Genomic DNA, 21701 nt, shown 5'->3' with positions numbered 1-21701 from the left:
CCAACCGATTCTAGAAACGGGGCCCGGCCCTACCGGCGGTCCGATCCGGACAGCCGTCGACAGGATCAGGTCAGTGCCGTCGCGGGCGGGGCGCACCCGGTCGGGTCCGCCCTAACGTCGTCGCCGAACCCCCGGAGGGGACCGATTCGGCCCTCCCGATGACCTGCGACGAAGGGTAGTCACCCATGTGTGAGGCAACCGCGGAGTTCGGCCGCAGGCGCTTCCTGCTCGCCGCGACGGCGGTGACCGTGGCGGGCGCGTTGAGCGTCGCCGACCCGGCGAGCGCCGGCCGCGTACCCACCCGGGACCGCGAGGTGCGCCACGCCGGCCGACCGAGGGCCGGGCGGCCGGTCGGCCCGTTCGAGGTGACGCCCCTGCTGGACGCGTCGGGGCCGTTCTTCCTCGACCGGCAGTCGGCGTTTCCCGAGGCGACGCCGGGAGACTGGGAGCTGGCACGGGCCGTCGACCCTGACGCGTTCGGCCCGGGACAGACGTGGCAGCTGGACTTCCGCTGCTACGCCATCCGCGGCCCCCGGGACCGGTTGACGCTTGTCGACGCCGGGGTCGGCCCCGCGGACAGCCCGGCCGCGGCCTGGGCGCCGGTGCCGGGCCGGTTGCCCACCGAGCTCGGTCTCGCCGGCATCGACCCGGCCGACGTCGACACAGTGGTCCTGACCCACCTGCACGAGGACCACTTCGGGTGGTCGGTGATGCCGGACGGCACGCCTGTGTTCCCCAACGCGCGGTACGTGGTGCAGCGGCGGGAGGTGGCAGCCCTGGGTGCCGGCCAGACCGCCAGGACGTACGTGGTCGACCCGCTGCGGGCGACCGGTCAGCTCGACGAGGCCGACGGCGTGGCCCGCCTTGCCACCGTGGGGCGGGGGGCGGGCGGCTGGGTCGGGGTGGTGCCGACGCCAGGTCACACCCCGGGTCACCAGTCGGTGATCGTGGACGGGGGCGGTCGCCAGCTCATCGTCACCGGTGACGTCCTGGTGCACGCGGTGCAGCTGGTCGACCCGGCCGTGGGCTACCGGTTCGAGGCGGATCCGGTGGCGGCCCGGCGCAGCCGGGAGTGGGTGCTGGCCGAAGCGCGCGCCCGGGGTGCCGTGTTGGCGACCGCCCACCTGACCCGGCCGTGGATCGGCGTCGACTGAGCCTGCCTGCCCAGATACTCGCGGTCCGTGTCTGGACCGTCGCACCCGGGTCCACACATCGATGGCTCGTCATTCAGGGTTGGCGAGCATGACAACTGGTCACAGTGGACAACAACGCGGAGTCATGCTCGACCGTCCGCCCTCGCGCCCGGCGGTGCCGTGGCGGGGGGTTGACGCAGGCCGTGCCGGGCGGCCTCACCAACGGACTCGGGCGGGCTGGCCACCCCGGCCACCGCGGCGAGGCGCATGCTGGCCTCGTCCCTGGTGCCGGGCGCCGCGGTGAGGATCACGATCTTCAGCTCGGCGTCGCCGTCGGTCAGAACGTCGCAGTCGACAGTGACGGCACCGACCGACGGGTGCTTGACGATCTTGCGGTCTTCGCGGTGTGCGGCTACCGTCCCGGCGGCCCACAACTCGGCGAACCGATCGTTGCCCTCGGTGAGGTCGCGGATGAGCTTCGCCAGACGTCTGTCGTGTGGAAACCGGCCGGTGGCACGCCGGAGGTCGGAGACGACTGCGGCGCTCGTGGCGTCGGCGTCCAGTGAGATCACCGGCCAGCGCGACATGGCCGGCCCGTCGGAGGTCACCGGGAAGGTGTCGCGGGCGAAGTTGCGCAGGCCCGGCGGGGACGCCGACGGATCCCCCAGCAGCGCGGCCCAGCTCCGGTTCCACCAGATCACCTGCCAGTCGGCGGCGAAGACGGCGACGGCGGCGTCACCGAGGCGACCGACCACCCGCTGCACACCCGGCGGGATGTGGTCGGAGATCTGGTCCGCCGCCGGGGGAGCGAGGTGAGCCAACCGGAACAGGTGGTCGCGCTCGGCGGTGGTCAGCTGGAGGGCGCGGGCGAGCGCGGCGGTGACCTGCGCCGAGGGTGTGGTCGCCCGGCCCTGCTCCAGTCGCACGATGTAGTCGACCGAGACGCCGGCCAGCTCGGCCAGTTCCTCCCGTCGCAGTCCGGCGGCCCGGCGCCCACGGCCGGCGGGCAGACCCGTGGTGGCCGGCGACAGGCGGTCACGCCAGGCGCGGATCGTCGCCCCCAGCCCCGCGGCCTGCGTCATCACGTCTCGATTGTCACGCACACCCTGGCCATGAGGGTGGTATCGCTTGTCCTACCGTTGTGACGTCTCTGGCACGGCGATGCGCCACGGCAAACGATGGACCGCATGACGATCACCTTCATCACCGGAGCCAACAAGGGCCTCGGCCGCGAGACAGCCCGCCGCCTCATCGGCCTGGGTCACACCGTTCTCGTCGGGGCGCGTGACCCCGAGGCCGGCGCCGCGACGGCCGACACCCTCGGCGCGCGGTTCGTGCAGATCGACGTCACCGACGACGAATCCGTCGCCGCTGCCGCCGCCGATGTCGAGAGGCACGAGGGCCACATCGACGTACTGGTCAACAACGCCGGCGTCCACGGGCCGTTCGGCGACCCGAGCCACCTGACCGGCGACGTCCTGCTCGACGTCCTCAACGTCAACCTCGTCGGCGTGGTGCGGACGACCACCTCCTTCCTGCCGCTGCTGCGCCGCTCGACCGACCCCGTGATCATCAACGTGAGCAGCGCGATGGGCTCCCTGTTGGCCACGCACGACCCGTCGCGGGCCGAGTCGGGCGTCATCGCCCCGGTCTACACCTCGTCGAAGGCGGCGCTGACCATGCTGACCACCCAGTACGCCAAGGCGCTGACAGACGTGCGCATCAACGCCGCCGACCCCGGTTACACCGCCACGGACCTCAACGGCCACAGCGGGCCACAGACCGTCACCGAGGGCACGGACGCCATCGTCATCCTCGCCACGGAGGGGCCCGGCCATCGCTCGGGCCGCTTCGTCGACCGTCACGGTGAGATCGCATGGTCCTGACGACGAACGGTTAGCCTGCCTGCTGTGGCCCGCCTGCCCGGCCTGGCGGGGCTGGTCCTGGCCGCCGTGGTGCTCGGCCTCGTCGGCGGGGCCGACACGCTGGTCAGCCACCGGCTTGGCGCCGATGATCCGCCGTCACCGGCGTGACGGGGATCAGGGTTGCTCGGTGGAAGACCTGAGGTGGAAACCGGGGCCGCACCGGGGCTGCGCCCGGAGGCCAACCGAGTGCCGCCCACCTGACGATGGCTGCCATGAGACGCGCCGCATTCTTCGTCATCGCCGGGCCGGCCTGCATCGTGGGTTACGGGCTCGTACGCCTGTGGGGAAAGTCCGACGGGACGTACGGCCCGGGGTTCGACTGGCAGGCGGCGCACCTGATCGGCCTTGCGGGCATGGTGTGCTTCGTGCCGGTGGTCCTGGCCCTGGCCGGCCTGCTGCGCCGCAGCCCGTGGCGCACGGCGGTGGTGGCTGTCACGCTGGTCGGGCTCGCCGCCACGATGGTGCAGTTCGGGGCGGACATCGTCGAAGGGCTGCTGGCCGCCGACCGGGCGGAGATGTCGGCGCTCGGGGCGGACTTCAAGGACGTCCCCGGTGTCGAGGTGGTCTTCTACGACGTCGTACCGCAGCTGTTCTTCCTCGGTCTGGTCGTCCTGGCGGGCCTGCTCGCCGCCCGCCGGCGGCTGCCGTGGTGGAGCGTCGCCGTGCTGCTCGTGGGCATCGTCCTGCCGGCCGTCACGCTCGACCTGCTGCCCCTGGGCGGGCTGTGCATGCTGGTGGCGCTCGCGCCGGCGCTGCCGGCGCTGCGAGGGTCGCGAGCCGGCGTGGAAACCGTAATCTGATCTTTCCGCTGAGAGTCGCTGTGAGCTGCGGAGATAACGCTCTCACGGATGGCGCGAGAACCCTTGACGCGCCGGGTATCGAGCCGCAACGATGCATGGACACCACCACCCGGCGTGATCGGCGCACGTCGTCCCGCATCCGCGAAAGGACCTACCCGTGCGCAGATCCCTGAGAGCGTGGTTCGGCGCTGCGCTGAGCGCGATCCTCGTGGTGGGCGGCGTCGTCGCCACCCCACCCGCGGCCAGCGCCGCGCCGTTCACCGTGCTGGTCTTCAGCAAGACCGCCGGATTCCGACACGGATCCATCACCCCCGGCATCACCGCGATCCAGCAGCTCGGCGCCGCCAACGGGTTCACCGTCGAGGCCACCGAGGACGCCGCCCAGTTCACCGACGCCAACCTGGACCGGTTCGCGGCGGTGATCTGGCTGTCCACCACCGGCGACGTGCTCAACGCCGCACAGCAGGCGGCGTTCGAGCGCTACATCACCGGCGGCGGCGGGTACGTGGGCGTGCACTCCGCCTCCGACACCGAATACGACTGGCCCTGGTACGGCGGGCTCGTCGGCGCGTACTTCGCCTCGCACCCGGCCGAGCAGACCGCCACCGTCACGGTCGCCGACCAGGCGCACCCGTCCACCCGGGCGCTGCCGCAGCGGTGGAGCCGGTTCGACGAGCTGTACAACTACCGCGCCAACCCCCGGGGCAACGTGCACGTGCTGGCCACCCTGGACGAGAGCACCTACACCGGCGGCAGCATGGGGTACGACCACCCGATCTCCTGGTGCCAGAACTACTCCGGCGGGCGGGCCTGGTACACCGGCCTCGGCCACACCGACGCCTCGTACACCGACTCGGCCTTCCGTCAGCACCTGCTCGGCGGCATCCAGACCGCGGCCGGGGCGGTCGACGCCGACTGCGGTCCCACCGTCACCACCAACTTCCAGCAGGTGGAGCTGGCCAAGGGGGCTGCCGAGACCGGCGAGCCGATGAGCCTCACCGTCCTGCCCGACCGGGGCGTGCTGCACACCTCGCGCGACGGCGTGATCCGGCACACCGACGCGGCCGGCAACACCAAGATCGCCGCCACGCTGGCCGTCTACACCGGCGACGAGGAGGGCCTGCAGGGCATCAAGGCCGACCCGAACTTCGCCACCAACCGCTGGGTGTACGCCTACTACGCGCCCCCGTTGAGCACACCCGGCGGTGGCGCCCCGGCCACCGGCACACCTGCCGACTTCGCCGTCTGGGACGGCGTCAACCGGTTGTCCCGCTTCACCGTGAACGCGGACAACACCATCAACCTGGCCAGCGAGACGCTGATCCTCAACGTGCCCACCAGCCGGGGCATGTGCTGCCACGTCGGCGGCGACATGGACTTCGACGCGGCCGGCAACCTGTACCTGTCCACCGGCGACGACACCAACCCGTTCGACTCGGCCGGGTTCACCCCCATCGACGAGCGGGCCGGTCGTAACCCGGCCTTCGACGCCCAGCGCACGGCGGCGAACAGCAACGACCTGCGCGGCAAGGTGCTGCGCATCAAGCCGGGCGCGGCCGGCGGGTACACCGTCCCGGCCGGCAACATGTTCGCGCCCGGCACCGCGCGGACCCGCCCGGAGATCTACGCGATGGGGTTCCGCAACCCGTTCCGGATGAGCGTGGACAAGGCCACCGGCGTTGTCTACCTCGGTGACTACGGCCCCGACGCGGGCACCGCCGACCCGAACCGGGGGCCGGCGGGCAACGTGGAGTTCGCCCGGATCGACAGGCCCGGTTTCTACGGCTGGCCGTACTGCACCGCCCGCAACGACGCCTACAACGACTACACGTTCCCGTCCGGGCCGTCCGGGCCGAAGTTCGACTGCGCGGGTGGGCCGGTCAACAACTCGCCCAACAACACGGGCATCACCCAGCTGCCGCCGGCCGTCCCGGCCTGGCTGCCATACGGCGGTTCGGGCTCCCCGCCGGAGTTCACCGGCGGTGGGCTGTCACCGATGGCCGGACCGGTCTACCGGTACGACCCGAACAACACCTCCGCCGTGGCGTTCCCGCAGTACTACGACGGCACCTTCTTCGCCGGTGAGTTCGGCCGCCGCTGGATCAAGAACGTCAAGCTCGACGCGACCGGCCAGCCACTGAAGATCAACCCGTTCCCGTGGACCGGCACGCAGGTCATGGACATGGAATTCGGCCCGGACGGCGCGCTCTACGTGCTCGACTACGGCACCGGCTGGTTCAACGGCGACGCCAACTCGGCGCTCTACCGCATCGAGTACGCCCGCGAGGGCAGGGCGCCCGTCGCGAAGGTCACCGCCACCCCGACCAGCGGCACCGCGCCGCTGACCGTCGCCTTCTCCTCGGCCGGCACCCTCGACCCGGACGGCGACCCGTTCACCTACGCCTGGGACTTCGACAACAACGGCACCACCGACTCGACCGCGCCGAACCCGAGCTTCACGTACACCACCAACGGGACCCGCAGCCCGACCCTGACGGTCCGGGACACCACCGGCAAGACCGCCACCGCGAGCGTGGTCGTCACCGTCGGCAACAGCGCCCCGGTCGTCACCGTCAACACCCCGTTGAACGGGCAGACCTTCACCTTCGGCGACGCGGTGCCGTTCAGCGTCACCGTCACCGACGCACAGGACGGCGCGATCAACTGCGCCCGGGTCAAGGTGAACTACGTCCTCGGTCACGACTCGCACGGCCACCAGCTCGGCAGCGTGCAGGGCTGCACCGGGGTCATCCAGACCTCGGCCGACGGCGAGCACGACACGGCGGCGAACATCTTCGGCATCATCGACGCCGAGTACACGGATCTGGGCGGCGGCGGCCAACCGGCGCTGACCACGCACACCCAGGCCGTGCTGCAACCGCGGGTGCGCCAGGCCGAGCACTTCGGCGACTCCTCGGGTGTCCAGATCGTCGCCGGGGCGGCCGGGCACGGCGGCGCGGCGGTCGGCTACGTCGACAACAACGACTGGATCTCGTTCCGCCCCTACAACCTGACCGGCATCCAGTCGTTCAGCGCACGGGTCGGCGCCCCGGCCGGCGGCGGCGGGACGCTGGAACTGCGCGTCGACTCGCCCACCGGGCCGCTGGTGGGCTCGGCGACTGTCACACCCACCGGCGGGTACGCCAATTTCGCCACGGTCACCGGCGGGGTCACCGCGCCGACCGGCACCCGCACCCTGTACCTGGTCTTCAAGGGTGCCGGGCCGTGGTTCGACATCGACGAGTTCACCCTCTCCACCAGCCCCGGCGGTCCCGGGCCGGACCCGGACCCCGACCCGGACCCCGGCACCAACCTGGCCAAGGGAAAGCCGGCGCGGGCATCCAGCTACGAGGGCGCCTTCGTCGCGGCGAACGCGTTCGACGGCGTGGCCGGCACCCGCTGGGGCAGCGCCTTCGGCGATCCACAGTGGATCGACGTCGACCTGGGTGCCACGTACGCCCTCAGCCGGGTCAAGCTGACCTGGGAGGCGGCGTACGGCAGCGGGTACCAGATCCAGACCTCGACGGACGGGGTCACCTTCACCACGGTCCGGACGGTGACCGGCGGCGACGGCGGGGTGGACGACCTGACCGGGCTCACCGGCTCCGGCAGGTACGTCCGGCTCCTCGGCACCACCCGCGGCACGGCGTGGGGCTACTCGCTCTACGAGTTCGAGGTGTACGGGAGCGCCGGCGGCCCGACCGGCGGCAACCTGCTGCTGAACAAGCCGACGACGACGTCCAGCACCGAGGGGGCCGACGTGACCGGCGCGCAGGCGGTCGACGGCAGTCTCACCACCCGCTGGTCGAGCACGTTCTCCGACCCGCAGTGGATCCGCGTCGACCTCGGCAGCCCGACCGCCATCGGTCGGGTCAAGCTGAGCTGGGAGGCGGCGTACAGCAGCGCGTACCAGATCCAGACCTCGAACGACGGCACCACCTGGACCACGGTGAAGACGGTTACCGGCGCCGACGGTGGCGTGGACGAGCACAGCGGCCTCGGCGCCAACGGCCGTTACCTGCGCATCTACGGCACGGCCCGGGGGACCGGCTACGGCCACTCGCTCTGGGAGGTGGAGGCGTACAGCAGCTGAACCACAGCGACGACGTGGCCGGCACGGCATCCCCTGCCGGCCACGCCCGTCGCTCAGCTGCTGGACTTCGGGTCGGGCTGCTTGTCGAACGCCCACCGGGGGTTCGACAAGCAGCCCGGTGCACGGTGCGGGGCCCGCTAGTCGTCGGCGACGGCCACCGGCTCGGCGCCGATGCACCGGACCTTCAACTCGTGCCTGCCGGCCGCACCCTCGAACGTGACCTCGACGTCGTCGTCCGGGCCCCGGTCCACCTCGTGCACCCGATAGCCCTGTGCGGGCGCCCAGGAGACGAGGCGTACGCCGGCGGGGCCGCACTCGGCCACGGCCGTGCCGCCGCCGGTGGCGAAACTGCGGCGGACCCCGGGGTTCGGTGACGCGGCGCTCGCGGTGCCGGGGCCGGGTGACGCGGTGCCGGGTGCGGCCGGGCCGGTGCCCGTGCTGCCGGTGGGCACCGGCTCCGGCGAGGCGAGCGCCCGTTCGATCTCCGCCTCGCTGCGTATCCCGCCCGGGGTGCCGGTGATGCTCTCGCCGACCAGCCGGATCGCGCCGAGCCCGATCACTGTCGCCACGGCGACCGTGGCCACCCAACCGGCGGCGACGAGGACAGAACGACGGCTCATGCCACCGACTATCCCCGATCGGTGGTTGTCGGCAGCACATCCGGAGGCTAAGGCACGGTTAACGTGCGTCCCGCCGGCACCGGCAGCGGCTAGCCTGCCTGCTGTGGCCCGCCTGCTGCTCATCGAGGACGACCTGACGATCCGTACGCCGCTGATTCGGGCACTGCGGGAACGCGGCCATGCGGTGGCCGCGGCCTCGACCGCGATGGCCGGGCTGCGCGACGCGCTGGAGGACCGACCCGACCTGGTCGTGCTCGACCTGGGCCTGCCCGACCTGGACGGACGCGAGCTGCTGCGGATGCTGCGCGCGGTCAGCTCGGTGCCGGTCATCGTCGCCACCGCCCGCGACGACGAGACCGAGATCGTCCGGGTCCTCGACGCGGGCGCCGACGACTACGTGGTCAAGCCGTTCACCGCCGCGCAGCTCGACGCCCGCGCCCGAGCGGTGCTGCGACGAGGCCCCACCAGCGCCGACCCGCAGGACCCGTCCCTCGTCGTGGGCGGGCTGCGTATCGACCCCCGGTCCCGGCAGGTCACCCTGGACGGCACGCCGGTGGAGCTGACGCCGCGCGAGTTCGACCTGCTGCACCACCTGGCCGGCCGGCCCGGCCAGGTGGTCACCAAACGCGAGCTGCTCACCCAGGTCTGGCAGATCCCGTACGGCGGCGCCGACAAGACTGTCGACGTGCACCTGTCCTGGCTGCGCCGCAAGCTGGGGGAGAGCGCCCAACAGCCCCGCTACCTGCACACCGTGCGCGGCGTCGGAGTGCGACTGGAGGCGCCGTGAGGGCGCGGCTCGCGCTGCTGGTCGCGGCGGTCAGCGTGCTCACGCTCGTCGCCTTCCTGGTGCCGCTGGCGCTGCTGGTCCGCACCGTCGCCCAGGACCGGGCCACCGTGCGGGCCACCGCCGACGCGCAGAGCCTCGTGCCGGTGGTCGGCACCGCCGACGCGTCGACCATCCGGCTCACCGTCGAGCAGCTCGCCGCGGAGTCCGGTCGACAGGTGAGCGTCTTCCTGCCCGACGGCACGGTGCTCGGCGCCCAGGCACCCCGTACGCCCGCGGTGGCGCTGGCGGCGCGCGGCCAGAGCCTCACCGGGGAGTCGGCGGCCGGCCGGGAGGTGGTCATCGCCGTGCAGGGCCGGGCGGACGGCACCGGCGTGATCCGCATCGTGGTGCCGCGGCAGGAGTTGACCGCCGGGGTGACCCGGGCCTGGCTGGTGCTGGCGCTGCTGGGTGTGGTGCTGGTGCTGATCGGGTTGGCGGTCGCTGATCGGCTGGCGCGCAGGCTGGTGCGGCCGATCAGCGACCTCTCCGCCGTGTCGCACCGGCTGGCGAACGCCGAGCTGGACGCCCGGGTCACGCCCGCCGGCCCGGCGGAGCTGCGTGAGGTGGCCGGTGCTCTCAACCACCTGGCGGCCCGGATCCAGGTTCTCCTGGTGCAGGAGCGCGAGCAGGTCGCCGACCTGTCGCACCGACTGCGGACGCCGCTGACGGCGCTGCGGCTGGAGGCGGAGTCGCTGCGTGACCCGGACGACGCGGCCCGGATCGCCGCCGCCGCCGACGGGCTCGAACGGGCGGTCACCGGTCTGATCCAGCAGGCCCGCTGGCGTCGCGTGCCGACGACGGGGACGGCCGCGTCGGATGCCGCGGCGATCGTCGCGGACCGGGTGGCGTTCTGGTCGGTGCTGGCCGAGGACACCGGTCGGGCCGTGCACCTCGACCTGACCCCCGGCCCCCTCACCGTCGGGGTGCCCGCCGACGATCTGACGGCCGCCGTGGACGCCCTGCTCGGCAACGTCTTCGCGCACACCCCCGACGGCACACCCTTCACCGTCCGGCTCGCGCGCGACGACGGCGAGGTGCTGCTCACCGTCGCCGACGAGGGACCGGGCATGCCGTCGGGCGCGGTCCGGCGGGGTGCCAGCGCGGCCGGGTCGACCGGGCTCGGCCTGGACATCGCCCGCCGCGCCGCGCAGGCCGGCGGCGGTCGGCTGGAGCTGCGGTCCGGTCCGCAGGGCGGGGCGCAGGTGCTGCTCCGGCTCGGCCCGCCGACGTCGCGTCGAGAGGCATAGCCGCTGCGGTGCCGGGTAGCTGCCACCCATGGCGCGGTATACGAAACCCGAGCTCAGAGAGCAGATCAAGGAAGAGATCAAGGCGTCCGACAAGGGCGGCCGGCCGGGACAGTGGTCGGCGCGCAAGTCACAGCTGGTCACCCAGGAGTACAAGAAGCGCGGCGGCGGTTTCCTGGGCGAAAAGGACGAGCGGCAGAAAGCGCTCCAGCGCTGGGGCAACGAGAAGTGGCAGACCAAAGAGGGCGACACCCGTGCGCGCAAGGACGGCACGACGAGCCGCTACCTGCCCAAGAAGGCCTGGGACGAGATGTCGGAGAGCCAGAAGCGCGCGACCGACACCAAGAAGCGGGAGGCCTCCCGCACCGGCAGGCAGTACGTCGCCAACACCGGGCCGGCGAAGAAGGCACGTCGGGACGCCACCACCGCCGGCCGGATGTCGGAGATGTCGGTCGCCGAGGCCAGCAAGCTGGTCCGTGGACTCGACACGCGGCAGCTCAGAACGGCCCTGCGCAACGAGCACGCCGGCAAGGACCGCAAGACGCTCGTCCAGCGGCTCGAAGCGGAACTCCACCGACGCGGCTGAGGGACTTAACCCGGCCTTAGGGTCCGGACAGCGCGGTGCTATCGCGATCCGACCGATCCTCGGAGTCGACAACCGAGGAGAGGTGGACACCACGATGAAGCGCACCAATCTGCTTCTGGCGACGGTCGGCGGTTCGGCGGTGCTGGCCGTGGCCGGGATCGCGCTGGGCGTCGCCGCCGCGAACGACACGCGGGGCGGCGACACGGCGCTCGCCGCGGCGACCATCGCGCCGACGGGCACGGACGCGCCGGACGACAGCGCCACCGCTGTCGCGCCGGGAGCCAGCGGCACGCCGTCGGCCGCAACCCCGTCGGGTACGCCGTCGAGCGGCACGCCGTCCGCCGGCACCGCGCCGACGGGCAGCGCGGTCGACGCGCAGCGCGCCGGTGAGATCGCGCTCGCCAGGGCCGGTGGCGGCCAGATCGTCGAGGTCGAGGCCGAGCAGGAGAACGGTCGCCCGGTGTGGAGCGTCGAGATCGTCGCCGGCGACACCGAGCACGAGGTGGACGTCGACCGGGACAACGGCTCGGTGATCAAGGCCGAGCAGGAGCCGGTCGACGACGACGACAAGGGCGACCGGTCGGACGACAAGGGCGACAAGTCCGACGACGATGACGACGACTCCGGCGACGACGACTGACCAGGACTGGCGACGCCCCGACCGCATCAGTCACAGCGGTCGGGGCGTCGCCGCGTACCGGGCCGGTGCCACCACTGACTCGGATCGTCCGATCGGACGAGATCGCTCACCACGGGCCACCCACTGTGCTCCGGTACCGTTGGCAGACCGTGTGCGAGCCGGGTCGGGGGCCTGGTCCAGTGGTGGAGTGGGTGGTGGCGGTGGGTGCGGTAGGTAAGGTCATCCGGTTCGACGACGCCCGTGGTTACGGGTTCATCGCGCCGTCGAAGGGTGGAGAGGACATCTTCGTCCACGCGAACGACTTCGGCGAGCAGCGGCATCTCGTGCATCCCGGCATGCGCGTCGAGTACGAGGTGGAGGCCGGTGAGCGCGGTCTGAAGGTGGCGTCCCTGCGGATCATCGAGCCGGTCGGGGTCTCCCGGCCGGAACGGGCGCCGACCGTCACACCGAGCCGGACCGGGCTGGCCGGCGAGGACGACGGGATGTGCGACGTGCTGTCGCCGCGCGAGTTCACGTACGAGGTGACGGAGTTGCTGATCGAGCGGGTGCCGACGCTGACCGGGGCCCAGCTCTCCGCGATCCGACAGTCGCTTGTCGACCACGCCAGATCACACGGCTGGGTCGAGAGCTGAGCCGGTGATCCGGCACGGCGGTCAGAGGCCGGCGTGCAGGGTCAGGCTCTGCCGCAGGTGGAGCTTCGGCCGGGAGCCGACGACCGAGCCGACGACCTCGCCCCGACGGAACACCAGCAGCGTCGGCAGCGACATGACCGCGTAGCGGCGCGTGGTCTGCGGGTTGTCGTCGGAGTTGAGCTTGGCGATGGTCATGCGGTCGCCGAACTCCTGCGCCAGCTCGACGAGGCTCTTCTCGATCATCTTGCAGGGCGGGCACCACTCGGCCCAGAAGTCGACCACGACGGGCCGGTCACTGGCCAGCACCAGCTCGGCGAACGTGGCGTCGGTGACGGTGGTCAGGGGGCGGACTGTCGTTTCCTGGGGCATGTCTTCTCCCGGTGCGCGATGGCGTGGGTGAGCTGGGTGCGTAACTGCTGACGGACCGCGGTGAGCCGATCGAGGTAGTCGTCGACCTCGGCGAGCTTGCGCCGCAGCACCAGCACGGAGTCCGGGCAGACATCGCCGGACGCGTTGCCGGCGCGCAGGCAGGCGACGAACGGTCGGACGTCGTCGAGGCCGAAGCCGACGTCGAGCAGCGCCCGGATCTCCCGGACGACCCGCAGCTCCGCCTCGTCGTAGACGCGGTAGCCGTTGGCCGAGCGCTGCGGGCGTACCAACCCGTGCGCCTCGTAGTAGCGCAGCGTCCGGGTGCTCGTGCCGGCCCGTTCAGCCAGCTCGCCGATCAGCATCGAACCTCCTCGCCCAGCCCGTCGTGACCACGCTAAACCTTGTCGTCAGCGTCAAGGCAAGGGTCGTGCCCGGGCACGGCTCAGGGCGCCGCGGTGCAGCGCCCTGAGCGTCGGTGCGTGTGCCGTGGGGGTACTAGCCGATGCGGAACTGCTCGCCGTAGACGGCGAACGTCAGTGGCGTGTTCAGGTTGAAGTTGCCGTTGTTGAGGAACACCCGCTGGGCGGTGTCGACGCGGGAGGTGTCCGAGTGCGCCTCCTCCTTGCGCATCTCGATGACCCGCTCGTCGAGGAACGCGTTGAGCCAGGTCCGCTCGTCGCCACCCTGGGCCGGCGGCTTCGCGCGGGCGAGGGCGCGGCTGCGGATCTGGCGCATCCCCTCGTACCCGTGCATGACCGCCGCGTCGTAGTAGGCGAACTGGCCGAGTGCGCGTACCCCGTCGTTCTTGCCGTCGCGGACCGACGGGTTGAAGTAGACCCGGTCCCGCTCGGCTTCCTGCGCGGCGCGGAACACCGAGTCGTTGGCTGCGGTGCGCCAGTCGCGGGGGAAGTTGGGGTCGAGGCCGGCGTGCGACGCGGTGCCGTTGACGGCGCGCAGCGCCGGCAGGTAGCCGGCCAGCACGTTGCCCGGCTTGGTGTTGGTGTACGCCTGGACCAGTTCGAGCATGTCTCCGGTGCCGGAGCAGAAGCCGATGATGCCCGCGGTGTAGCCGCGGCCGTCGCCGATGTCCTCGATGTAGGAGAACTGCGCGCGCCAGTCGAGCGAGGAGTTCTCCGCCGCCGAGACGAGCTGCATGGCGACGTCCTTCTTCGCCGGGTCGTCCAGGTTGGTGCCGGCCGGGACCGTGGCGGTCGGCGTGGGGGTGGGGGTGCCGCCGCCGGGAAGGGTCCACTGCTGGTTGGTGGTGCCGCCGCAGGTCCAGATCTGCAGTCGGGCGCCGTTGGCGGTGCTCCGGTCGGTCACGTCGAGGCACTTGCCCGAAGCGGTGTTGATCAGGGCGCCACCGCTGGCGGCGCTCCACTTCTGGGCGCCGGTGCCGTTGCAGTCGTACAGCTGGATCTTGGCGCCGTTGGCGGTCGACGCGGCGGTGACGTCGAGGCACTTGCCGAGCGCGCGGATCGAGCTGTCGCTGTTGCCGACCGTCCACGTCTGGGCCGCGCTGCCGTTGCAGTCGTAGAGCTGCACCGGCGTGCCGTTGGCCGGATTGGCGCCCGCGACGTCGACGCACTTGCCACCGAGGCCGGTGATCGGGCCGGCGGTCGCGGCGCTGGCCGACGGGAGGCCGTAGCCGACCGCCGCGACGCCGGTCAGCAGGGTGCCCACGACGTAGGCGGCTGTTCTCTTGCGCACCATGGTGTTCCTCGGGGAAGGGGCGGCGTGCCGCCGGCCGGTCGGTGCCCGACGCGGCGATCGGCCCCGGCGGGCACCGCGAGCTTCAGGAAACAGTATTAACAGATAGCGGTACGTCGATCAACTGTCGATCGGCGACTATCGGGATCAATCGCGGAAGGCGGTGGCGGCGCCCCGCAGCGCGGAGACGCACGCGAGGACCGCGGGGTGGCCGCCCGCGCCCCTGCGGTAGGCGACGCGCGTGCGGCGGCGCATGGCCAGCGGCAGCAGCCGGACCTGCGGGGAGGGCTGCGCGATGGCGAGCTGCGGAATGAGGGCGACGCCCTGACCGGCGGCCACGAGAGCGAGCGTTGCGGTGAAATCGTCGGCGTGATGCCGCACCGCCGGCGTGAAGCCGGCCAACTGGCAGGCGTGCAGGGCTACCGAGTGGCAGAGCGTGCCGGGACTGCCGAGGATCCACTGCGCGTCGCGAGCCGCGCTGATCGGCTCGGCGGCGGTGTCGTCGGCGGTGGTGCGGGGCACGGCGAGGAAGACCGTCTCCTGCAGCAGCGCGATCGAGTCCACCGTCGGATCGGGCGGGGTCGGCGCGATGTCGTAGTCGTGCAGCAGCGCGACGTCGAGCCGTCGGCTCCGCAGGGCGGCCGGCATGTCGACCGGGTCCAGCTCACTGATCATGAGATCGAGCGCGGGATGCTCGCGGGCCAGCGTGGCCAGGGCTGCCGGCAGCAGGGTGCGTACGGCGCTGGGGAAGGCCCCGATGCGTACGCTCGCGCGCAGACCGGTTCGGGCGGCCGCCACTGTCGCGTCGGCGGCCTCCAGCGCGGCGAGGATGACCTCGGTGTGCTGCACGAGCGCGGTGGCGGTCGACGTGAGGCTGACCCGGCGTCCGGTGCGCTCCAGCAACCGGGTGCCCGCCTCCCGTTGCAGGGCGGCCAGCTGCTGCGAGACGGCCGACGGCGTGTAGGCGTGCGCCTGGGCGACCGCGGCGATGGTGCCGAGGCGGCCCAGGTCCCGCAGCAGGACCAGGCGGCGGACATCAAGCATCAGCTCAGCTTACGGATAGGTCGAGCAATCGGAACTGGACCTTCCTGGTCGGTCGACCGAGAGTGGAGGCATGACCCTGACCGGCCTGTACGTTCCGCTCATCACCCCGTTCGACCTCGCCGGAGGCGTCGCCATCGACGCCCTGGCGGCCCTCGCGAATGACGCCCTGGACGCCGGCGCGGCCGGCGTGGTCGCTCTCGGCACGACGGGAGAGCCGGCCGCCCTCAGCGACGACGAGCGCGGCTCGGTGCTCGACGTCCTGTCCGCGGTCTGCCGTGCGCGCCGCGCGCACCTGCTCGTCGGCGCCAACACCGTCGAGGCGTTGCGCGCCCTGTCCGACCGGCCCGAGGTGACGGCGGCGCTCAGCCTGGTGCCCCCGTTCCTGCGGCCGGGCGGCGCGGGAGTGCTCGCCCACTTCGCCCACCTCGCCCAGGCCAGCCCGGTGCCGCTGGTCGTCTACCACGTCCCGTACCGCACGGGGCAGCAGCTCAGCCCGGACGACCTACGACAGCTCGCCGGCCTGCCCGGCGTCATCGGCATCAAGTACGCCACCGGAGGGATCGACGGGGACACCGTCGACTTCCTCGCCGACATCCGGCCCGGTTTCGCCGTGCTCGGTGGCGAGGACCCGCTCATCTCGCCGCTGCTCGCCCTCGGCGCGCACGGCGCCATCGTGGCCTCGGCCCAGGTCGCCCCCGCGGACTTCGTCCAACTGGTCGCGCTCTGGCAGGCCGGGGACCTCGTGCGGGGGCGGGCGCTCGGCCATCGGCTCGCCGGCCTGTCCGCGGCGCTGTTCGCCGAACCCAACCCGACAGTGATCAAGTCGGTGCTCCACGCGCAGGGTCGCATCCCGACGGCCGGCGTACGGCTGCCGCTGGTGCCCGCCGGTCCGGACGCCGCCCGGCGGGCGCTCCGGCACCTGGACGAGCTGACGAGCGCGTCGAGGTGACCGGACGGCGCCCGCCGGGCCGCGTCCGCGCGGTCAGTGCTCCCGGTAGGTGGCCCGGTCGAAGTCGGCGTACACCCCGTCGCCGCCCAGATCCTGCACCCACAGGCCGACGAACGCCCCGGTGAAGCCCCACGCCGCCGGCTCCCCGTCGATGATCAGGGCGGCGTGCTCGTCGGACAGGATCGTCGCGTCCAGATCGACCGGCAGCCGCTGCCAGCCCGCGCCGAGGTCGTAGTCGAAGCGCACCACGGGCCCGTCGAACACCGCCCGCAGACCGACCCGGTCGACGCCGCTGGCATCGACGGTCAGCTCGGGGTACGGGGTGCGCCGCCCGTTGTCGGAGCTGAGCAGCTCCAGCACCGTACGGCCGTCGTCGGCGCGGGTCAGGTAGAGGTGATGCCAGTTGAGGGTGTTGTAGTACGCGGTGATCCCGGCGAGCTGACGGTGGTCGACCGGGTCGAACTCGACAACTGTCTCCAGCGAGCAGTGCGTCGCCCCGACGCGTCGCGCGACCAGGCTCGGCGCCTGCCGACCCACCGGTGACTGTCCACCGTGCACCCGCAGGTGCGAGGGGCGCGACGTCAGGTCGATCCAGTCCGCGCTGGCCGGCCGGCGCAGCGTCGACCAGCAGGAAGCCAGCTCGGCGGCCTCGAAGTCGTCGGTCGCCGGCTCCGTGGGCCACGGATGCGGGGACAGGTCGGGCCCGGCGACCTCCTCGGCGGGCACCCCGCCGGGAATCCGGGGCCAACCGCCCGAGGGCCACTCGACCCGCTGGATCGCCGTCTCCCGGCCGAGCACACAGTTGCCCAGCGGTGAGTAGGGGCGGCCGACCAGGTGGGCCAGGTACCACCCGCCGTCCGGGGTCTGGACCAGGCTGCCGTGACCGGCCTTCTGCAACGGCAGGTCCGGCCGACCGACGGAGGTGAGCAACGGACCGTCCGGGTCCACCTCGTACGGACCGAACAACTCCCGCGAGCGCGCCACGGTGACCTGGTGCTCCCAGCTCGTGCCGCCCTCGGCGGTGATCAGCCAGTACCAGCCGTCGTGGCGGTACAGGTGCGGGCCCTCGGTGACCCCGACCGGCGTGCCGGTGAACAGGATGCGGGGCCGGCCGACGAGACGACGCGCCGCCCGGTCGTACTGCTGGATCTCGATGCCGCCGAAGCGGTCGCGGCCGGGACGCCAGTCGGCGCTCATGCTCAGCAGCCAGCTGGTGCCGTCGTCGTCGTGGAACAGGGCGGCGTCGAAGCCGCGCCCGTGCAGTTTCACCGGATCCGACCAGGGGCCGGCGATGTCGGGTGCGGTGATCAGGAAGTTCTGCGGATCCCAGTAACCGCTGGCGAAGCTGGCCACGTCGCTGTAGACGAGGTGGAACTCCCCATCGTGGTACGTCAGGTCGGGCGCCCACACACCGTTGGAGTCGCCGCAGCCCCGAAGGTCGAGCAGGCGGCGGTCGGTGATGATCCCGCCCAACGGGCGCCAGTTCACGAGGTCGCGCGAGTGGTGCACGCGGACCCCCGGATACCACTCGAAGGTCGAGGTGGCCAGGTAGAAGTCATCGCCGACGCGCAGGATCGACGGATCCGGGTGGAACCCGGCGAGGACGGGGTTGCGGATCGACCAGGCAGCGGTCGCCACGTCAGCGGTGTCGGTCGACACGGGGGCTCCTCTGTGCGGCTATGAAACTTCCGGAAACTTGCAGGGACCAGATCACTGGAAGCCCCTCGTACGGTAGCCGGTCTTATCGCGATAGGACAGGGGTCTTGACCGCTGGGGGAACTGCTCGTAGCGTCCCGGCCATCGATCGGTAATACCGACGAAGCAATGAAAGTTCCGGAGATCCAGGTTCGAACCCTTGCCGGCTCGGCCGGCGTCCGAGCACCCCGTGAGTCCCCGAAGGGATGGATCATGACAGCGCACCTTTCCCGCCGATCGCTGCTCGGCCTCGCCGGCGCCGGCGCCGGCGCCTACCTGCTGAGCGCCTGCAGTGGCGACGAGAAGTCCAGCGACCCGAACGCCCCGCAGACCATCAACTGGTGGCACATCCAGAACACCGAGCCGATGCTGCCGGTGTGGGCCGCGATGGCCAACGAGTACAAGACCGCGCACAGCAACGTCACGTTCACCATCCAGCCGCTGGAGAACGAGGCGTTCAAGGCCAAGCTGACCACCGCCACCCAGGCCGGCGACCCGCCGGACCTCTTCCAGTCCTGGGGCGGCGGCGTGCTCAAGCAGCAGGTCGACGCGGGCCTGGTCAAGGACCTCACCGACGACGTGAAGGACCTGGTCGGCGGCATCCTGCCCGCCGCCATGCAGCCGTACACGATCGACGGCAAGATCTACGGCATCCCGTTCGACATCGGCATGGTCGGGTTCTGGTACAACAAGGACCACTTCGCCCGTGCCGGCATCACCGAGCCGCCCGCCACCTGGGCCGCCCTGCTCGACGCGGTACGCAAGCTCAAGACCGCAGGCATCACCCCGGTCGCCCTGGCCGGCAAGGACAAGTGGCCGGCGCACTTCTACTGGTCCTACCTCGCCATGCGTATCGGCGGCGTCGGCGCGCTGCAGAAGGCCGTCGACGACAAGAACTTCGACACCCCCGACCTCGCCGCCGCTGGTGAGCGACTCAAGGAACTCGTCGACCTCCAGCCGTTCCAGAAGGGCTTCCTCGGCGCCGAGTTCGGCTCGCCCGACGGGCAGGCCGCCACCATGGGCAACGGCAAGGCCGGCATGGAGCTGATGGGGCAGTGGGCGCCGGCGGTCCAGGCGTCCAGCTCCACCAGCAAGAAGGGTCTCGGCGACAAGCTGGGCTTCTTCCCGTTCCCCGCCGTCGACGGCGGCAAGGGCACCGCCACCGAGGTCTTCGGCGGTGGCAACGGCTTCGCCGTCGGCAAGGACGCGCCGGCCGCCACCATCGACTTTTTGAAGTTCCTGCTGAGCGCCGACAACCAGCGTCGTTCCGCGAAGACCGGCGCGGTGCTGCCCACGGTGAAGGAGGCCACCGACGCCATCAGCGACCCCAACAACAAGGTCGTCGCGGAGACCCTGGCCAAGAACACCGGCTTCCAGCTCTACCTCGACCAGGCGTACGCGCCCGCGCTCGGGCAGCAGATCAACGACAGCGTCGCTGAGATCATCGCCGGCAAGAAGGCGCCCGCGGCGATCCTCAAGGACATCACGCAGGTGGCCAAGACCGTCTGACCGTGACCCCGTATCCATCCCTAGCCGGCGATAGAACCCGAGTGGAGCAGGCATGACCAGGCCATCGACCGTGTCGGACACGAGGCGCGGCGACACGGCGACCGATCCGCCGGCACCGGGGCCGGGCACCACGCGACAGCGTGGCCGCCAGCCCCGGCCGGGGCGGGGGGGCGTCCTCGCCGTCTTCCTGGCGCCCGCCCTGGCGCTGTTCCTGCTGCTGGTGGTCGCGCCCATCCTGGTGGCCGGCTACGCCAGCCTCTACAAGTGGAACGGCTTCGGGCTGCCCGAGAACTTCGTCGGGCTGGACAACTACACCCGTGCCTTCGGCGATCCGACCTTCCGGGGTGACCTGTGGCGCGGCCTCGTGCTCGTGCTGCTGTCCCTCGCCGTGCAGCTGCCCGCGGCGCTGGCCCTGGCCATGCTCCTCAACCAGCCGCTGCGCGGCCGGGCCGTGTACCGGCTGATCTTCTTCGCCCCGTACGTGCTCTCCGAGGTCACCACTGCCGTCCTGTTCACCCTGGTGTTCTCGCCGAACCGGGGCCTGGGCGAGTCGGTCTCCCGCTGGCTGGGCGCCGACGCGGGCGCCGTCTTCGCCGACCCGGACACCGTGCTGTTCGCCGTCTTCCTGGTGGTGTCCTGGAAGTACTTCGGCCTCTACATGATGCTCTTCCTGGCCGCCCGTCAGGGCATCCCGAAGGAGCTGTCCGAGGCCGCGGTCACCGACGGCGCCACCGCCTGGCAGGCGTTCCGGCACGTCACCCTGCCCCTGCTCGGCCCGACGATCCGCATCAGCATCTTCCTGTCGGTCATCGGCACCATCCAACTGTTCGACATGGTGTGGGTGCTGACCGGCGGTGGCCCGATCCACACCTCGGAGACCATGGCCGTCACGATGTACCAGTACGGCTTCCGCCGCTTCGAGGTCGGCTACGCCAGCGCGATCAGCATCGTCATGTTCCTGCTGAGCCTCGTCTTCGCCCTGTTCTACCAGCGCATCGTCCTGCGTCGGGACACCGCGGGCGCGATCACCAACCAGGGAGGCCAGCGATGACCGCCACCACCGGCAGCGCCCAGCGGACCCGCAGCCTCGTCCTGCACCTCATCTGCATCGGCGTCGGCGCGCTCATCGTCGTGCCGGTCTGGTTCGGTGTGATCGGCGGCTTCAAGGACAACGGCCAGTTGTCGACCAACCCACTGGGCCTGCCCGACCCGTGGGTGCCGGAGAACTACACCGACCTCTTCGCCTCCGGGGTGTTCTGGCGGCAGCTCGGCAACAGCCTGCTCATCGCCGTCAGCAGCACGTTCATCGTGGTCGCCGCGGCGGCGATGGCGGCGTTCGTCTTCGCCCGCTATGCCTTCCGGGGCCGTGAGTTTCTGGTCACCCTGTTCGCGATCGGCCTGATGTTCCCGTTCGCGGTGGCGATCCTGCCGCTGTTCGTCCTGCTGCGGGGCCTGGGCCTGCTGGACAACCCACTCGGTGTCATCCTGCCCCAGGCCGCGTTCGGGCTGCCGATCACCATCATCATCCTGCGCCAGTTCTTCCGGACCATCCCCGCCGAGGTGGAGGAGGCAGCCGTCCTCGACGGCTGCAGCTCCTTCGGGTTCTTCTGGCGGGTCCTGCTGCCGATGGCCCGTCCCGCCCTGGCCACCGTCTCGGTGCTGGCCGTCGTGACGAGCTGGAACAACTTCATGCTCCCGCTTGTCGTCTTCAGCGACCAGAGTTGGTGGACGCTCCCCGTCGGGGTCCAGGCGTTCCAGGGCCAGTACGCCGACGACACCGCCCGGGTGCTCGCCTACGTCGTCCTGTCCATGATTCCCGCCCTGGGCTTCTACGCCGTGGCCGAACGCCAACTCATCGGCGGCCTGACCGGCAGTGTCAAGGGGTGACGACACCGGATCGTCAACCCACCTGAAGCGTCCCGCCAG

21 protein-coding genes are annotated in these 21701 nt (G+C 71.6%); 14 read left to right on the top strand and 7 right to left on the bottom strand.

The window, feature by feature from the left end; genetic code table 11:
- Window positions 1-185 precede the first annotated feature (185 nt).
- Window positions 186-1154, top strand: a complete 969-nt coding sequence (locus tag ACLQ27_RS05370) for an MBL fold metallo-hydrolase (protein ID WP_425865808.1) — start codon at window positions 186-188, stop codon at window positions 1152-1154.
- Between the two features lie 122 nt (window positions 1155-1276).
- On the opposite strand, the gene ACLQ27_RS05365 is transcribed toward ACLQ27_RS05370, so the two are convergent.
- On the bottom strand, window positions 1277-2215 hold the full coding sequence (locus tag ACLQ27_RS05365) for a helix-turn-helix transcriptional regulator (protein ID WP_425865942.1): 939 nt from the start codon (window positions 2213-2215) through the stop codon (window positions 1277-1279).
- Window positions 2216-2320: 105 nt separating this feature from the next.
- Between ACLQ27_RS05365 and ACLQ27_RS05360 the strand changes: the two genes are divergently transcribed.
- From ACLQ27_RS05360 to ACLQ27_RS05345, 4 genes are all read left to right on the top strand, one after another.
- Window positions 2321-3019 (top strand): SDR family NAD(P)-dependent oxidoreductase, encoded by a 699-nt coding sequence (locus ACLQ27_RS05360; RefSeq protein WP_425865807.1) that lies wholly within the window; start codon window positions 2321-2323, stop codon window positions 3017-3019.
- A 24-nt stretch (window positions 3020-3043) separates the two neighbouring features.
- Window positions 3044-3166 carry a hypothetical protein gene (locus tag ACLQ27_RS05355; protein ID WP_357574129.1) on the top strand — a complete coding sequence of 41 codons (123 nt, stop codon included), beginning with the start codon at window positions 3044-3046 and terminating at the stop codon, window positions 3164-3166.
- A 104-nt stretch (window positions 3167-3270) separates the two neighbouring features.
- Entirely contained in the window at window positions 3271-3858 is a 588-nt protein-coding gene (locus ACLQ27_RS05350) for a hypothetical protein (RefSeq protein ID WP_357574128.1), read from the top strand.
- 157 nt (window positions 3859-4015) lie between these two features.
- Complete coding sequence (locus ACLQ27_RS05345; RefSeq protein WP_357574127.1) at window positions 4016-7951, top strand: ThuA domain-containing protein; 3936 nt, start codon at window positions 4016-4018, stop codon at window positions 7949-7951.
- Between the two features lie 137 nt (window positions 7952-8088).
- On the opposite strand, the gene ACLQ27_RS05340 is transcribed toward ACLQ27_RS05345, so the two are convergent.
- Complete coding sequence (locus ACLQ27_RS05340) at window positions 8089-8571, bottom strand: septum formation initiator (RefSeq protein ID WP_357492619.1); 483 nt, start codon at window positions 8569-8571, stop codon at window positions 8089-8091.
- A gap of 103 nt (window positions 8572-8674) precedes the next feature.
- Here ACLQ27_RS05340 and ACLQ27_RS05335 point away from each other — a divergent pair, with 103 nt between their 5' ends.
- From ACLQ27_RS05335 to ACLQ27_RS05315, 5 genes are all read left to right on the top strand, one after another.
- On the top strand, window positions 8675-9358 hold the full coding sequence (locus ACLQ27_RS05335; RefSeq protein ID WP_357492617.1) for a response regulator transcription factor: 684 nt from the start codon (window positions 8675-8677) through the stop codon (window positions 9356-9358).
- A complete protein-coding gene (locus ACLQ27_RS05330; protein WP_357492615.1) occupies window positions 9355-10644 on the top strand; it encodes a sensor histidine kinase in 1290 nt (429 codons plus the stop codon). The genes ACLQ27_RS05335 and ACLQ27_RS05330 overlap by 4 nt, the downstream gene beginning before the upstream one ends.
- Window positions 10645-10672: 28 nt before the next feature.
- Window positions 10673-11227 carry a DUF5872 domain-containing protein gene (locus ACLQ27_RS05325; RefSeq protein ID WP_234582732.1) on the top strand — a complete coding sequence of 185 codons (555 nt, stop codon included), beginning with the start codon at window positions 10673-10675 and terminating at the stop codon, window positions 11225-11227.
- A gap of 94 nt (window positions 11228-11321) precedes the next feature.
- The gene (locus ACLQ27_RS05320; RefSeq protein WP_357574124.1) at window positions 11322-11867 is read left to right on the top strand and encodes a PepSY domain-containing protein; all 546 of its coding nucleotides are present in this window, start codon (window positions 11322-11324) and stop codon (window positions 11865-11867) included.
- A 191-nt stretch (window positions 11868-12058) separates the two neighbouring features.
- Complete coding sequence (locus ACLQ27_RS05315; protein WP_374109256.1) at window positions 12059-12499, top strand: cold-shock protein; 441 nt, start codon at window positions 12059-12061, stop codon at window positions 12497-12499.
- Window positions 12500-12520: 21 nt separating this feature from the next.
- On the opposite strand, the gene trxA is transcribed toward ACLQ27_RS05315, so the two are convergent.
- The 4 genes from trxA to ACLQ27_RS05295 all read right to left on the bottom strand — a co-directional run bounded on the left by trxA (window position 12521) and on the right by ACLQ27_RS05295 (window position 15622).
- A complete protein-coding gene (gene trxA / locus ACLQ27_RS05310; protein WP_234582734.1) occupies window positions 12521-12868 on the bottom strand; it encodes a thioredoxin in 348 nt (115 codons plus the stop codon).
- Window positions 12838-13230 carry a MerR family transcriptional regulator gene (locus ACLQ27_RS05305; RefSeq protein ID WP_234582735.1) on the bottom strand — a complete coding sequence of 131 codons (393 nt, stop codon included), beginning with the start codon at window positions 13228-13230 and terminating at the stop codon, window positions 12838-12840. The genes trxA and ACLQ27_RS05305 overlap by 31 nt, the downstream gene beginning before the upstream one ends.
- Before the next feature lie 133 nt (window positions 13231-13363).
- Window positions 13364-14578: a chitosanase gene (locus ACLQ27_RS05300; RefSeq protein ID WP_425865806.1), complete on the bottom strand. Its 1215-nt coding sequence runs from the start codon at window positions 14576-14578 to the stop codon at window positions 13364-13366.
- A gap of 147 nt (window positions 14579-14725) precedes the next feature.
- Window positions 14726-15622, bottom strand: a complete 897-nt coding sequence (locus ACLQ27_RS05295; protein ID WP_357492608.1) for a LysR family transcriptional regulator — start codon at window positions 15620-15622, stop codon at window positions 14726-14728.
- Window positions 15623-15692: 70 nt separating this feature from the next.
- Between ACLQ27_RS05295 and ACLQ27_RS05290 the strand changes: the two genes are divergently transcribed.
- Window positions 15693-16571, top strand: coding sequence for a dihydrodipicolinate synthase family protein (locus tag ACLQ27_RS05290; RefSeq protein WP_425865805.1), 879 nt, complete (start codon window positions 15693-15695; stop codon window positions 16569-16571).
- Window positions 16572-16604: 33 nt separating this feature from the next.
- Here ACLQ27_RS05290 and ACLQ27_RS05285 read toward each other — a convergent pair whose 3' ends face one another.
- Entirely contained in the window at window positions 16605-18230 is a 1626-nt protein-coding gene (locus ACLQ27_RS05285; RefSeq protein ID WP_357492604.1) for a glycoside hydrolase family 43 protein, read from the bottom strand.
- Between the two features lie 249 nt (window positions 18231-18479).
- Between ACLQ27_RS05285 and ACLQ27_RS05280 the strand changes: the two genes are divergently transcribed.
- From ACLQ27_RS05280 to ACLQ27_RS05270, 3 genes are read left to right on the top strand one after another with little or no spacing between them, the layout of a single operon-like run.
- Window positions 18480-19775, top strand: coding sequence for an extracellular solute-binding protein (locus ACLQ27_RS05280; RefSeq protein ID WP_357492602.1), 1296 nt, complete (start codon window positions 18480-18482; stop codon window positions 19773-19775).
- A gap of 52 nt (window positions 19776-19827) precedes the next feature.
- Entirely contained in the window at window positions 19828-20826 is a 999-nt protein-coding gene (locus ACLQ27_RS05275; RefSeq protein ID WP_357492600.1) for a carbohydrate ABC transporter permease, read from the top strand.
- Window positions 20823-21662, top strand: coding sequence for a carbohydrate ABC transporter permease (locus ACLQ27_RS05270; RefSeq protein ID WP_425865804.1), 840 nt, complete (start codon window positions 20823-20825; stop codon window positions 21660-21662). Before ACLQ27_RS05275 ends, ACLQ27_RS05270 begins: the two co-directional genes overlap by 4 nt.
- The last annotated feature ends 39 nt before the right edge of the window (window positions 21663-21701 follow it).

The sequence above is a fragment of the Micromonospora sp. DT63 genome (genome assembly GCF_049841615.1).
Taxonomy (GTDB): Bacteria; Actinomycetota; Actinomycetes; order Mycobacteriales; family Micromonosporaceae; genus Micromonospora.
Note: the sequence above shows the minus strand (reverse complement) of the source record. Positions and strands in the feature narration are given on the sequence as shown.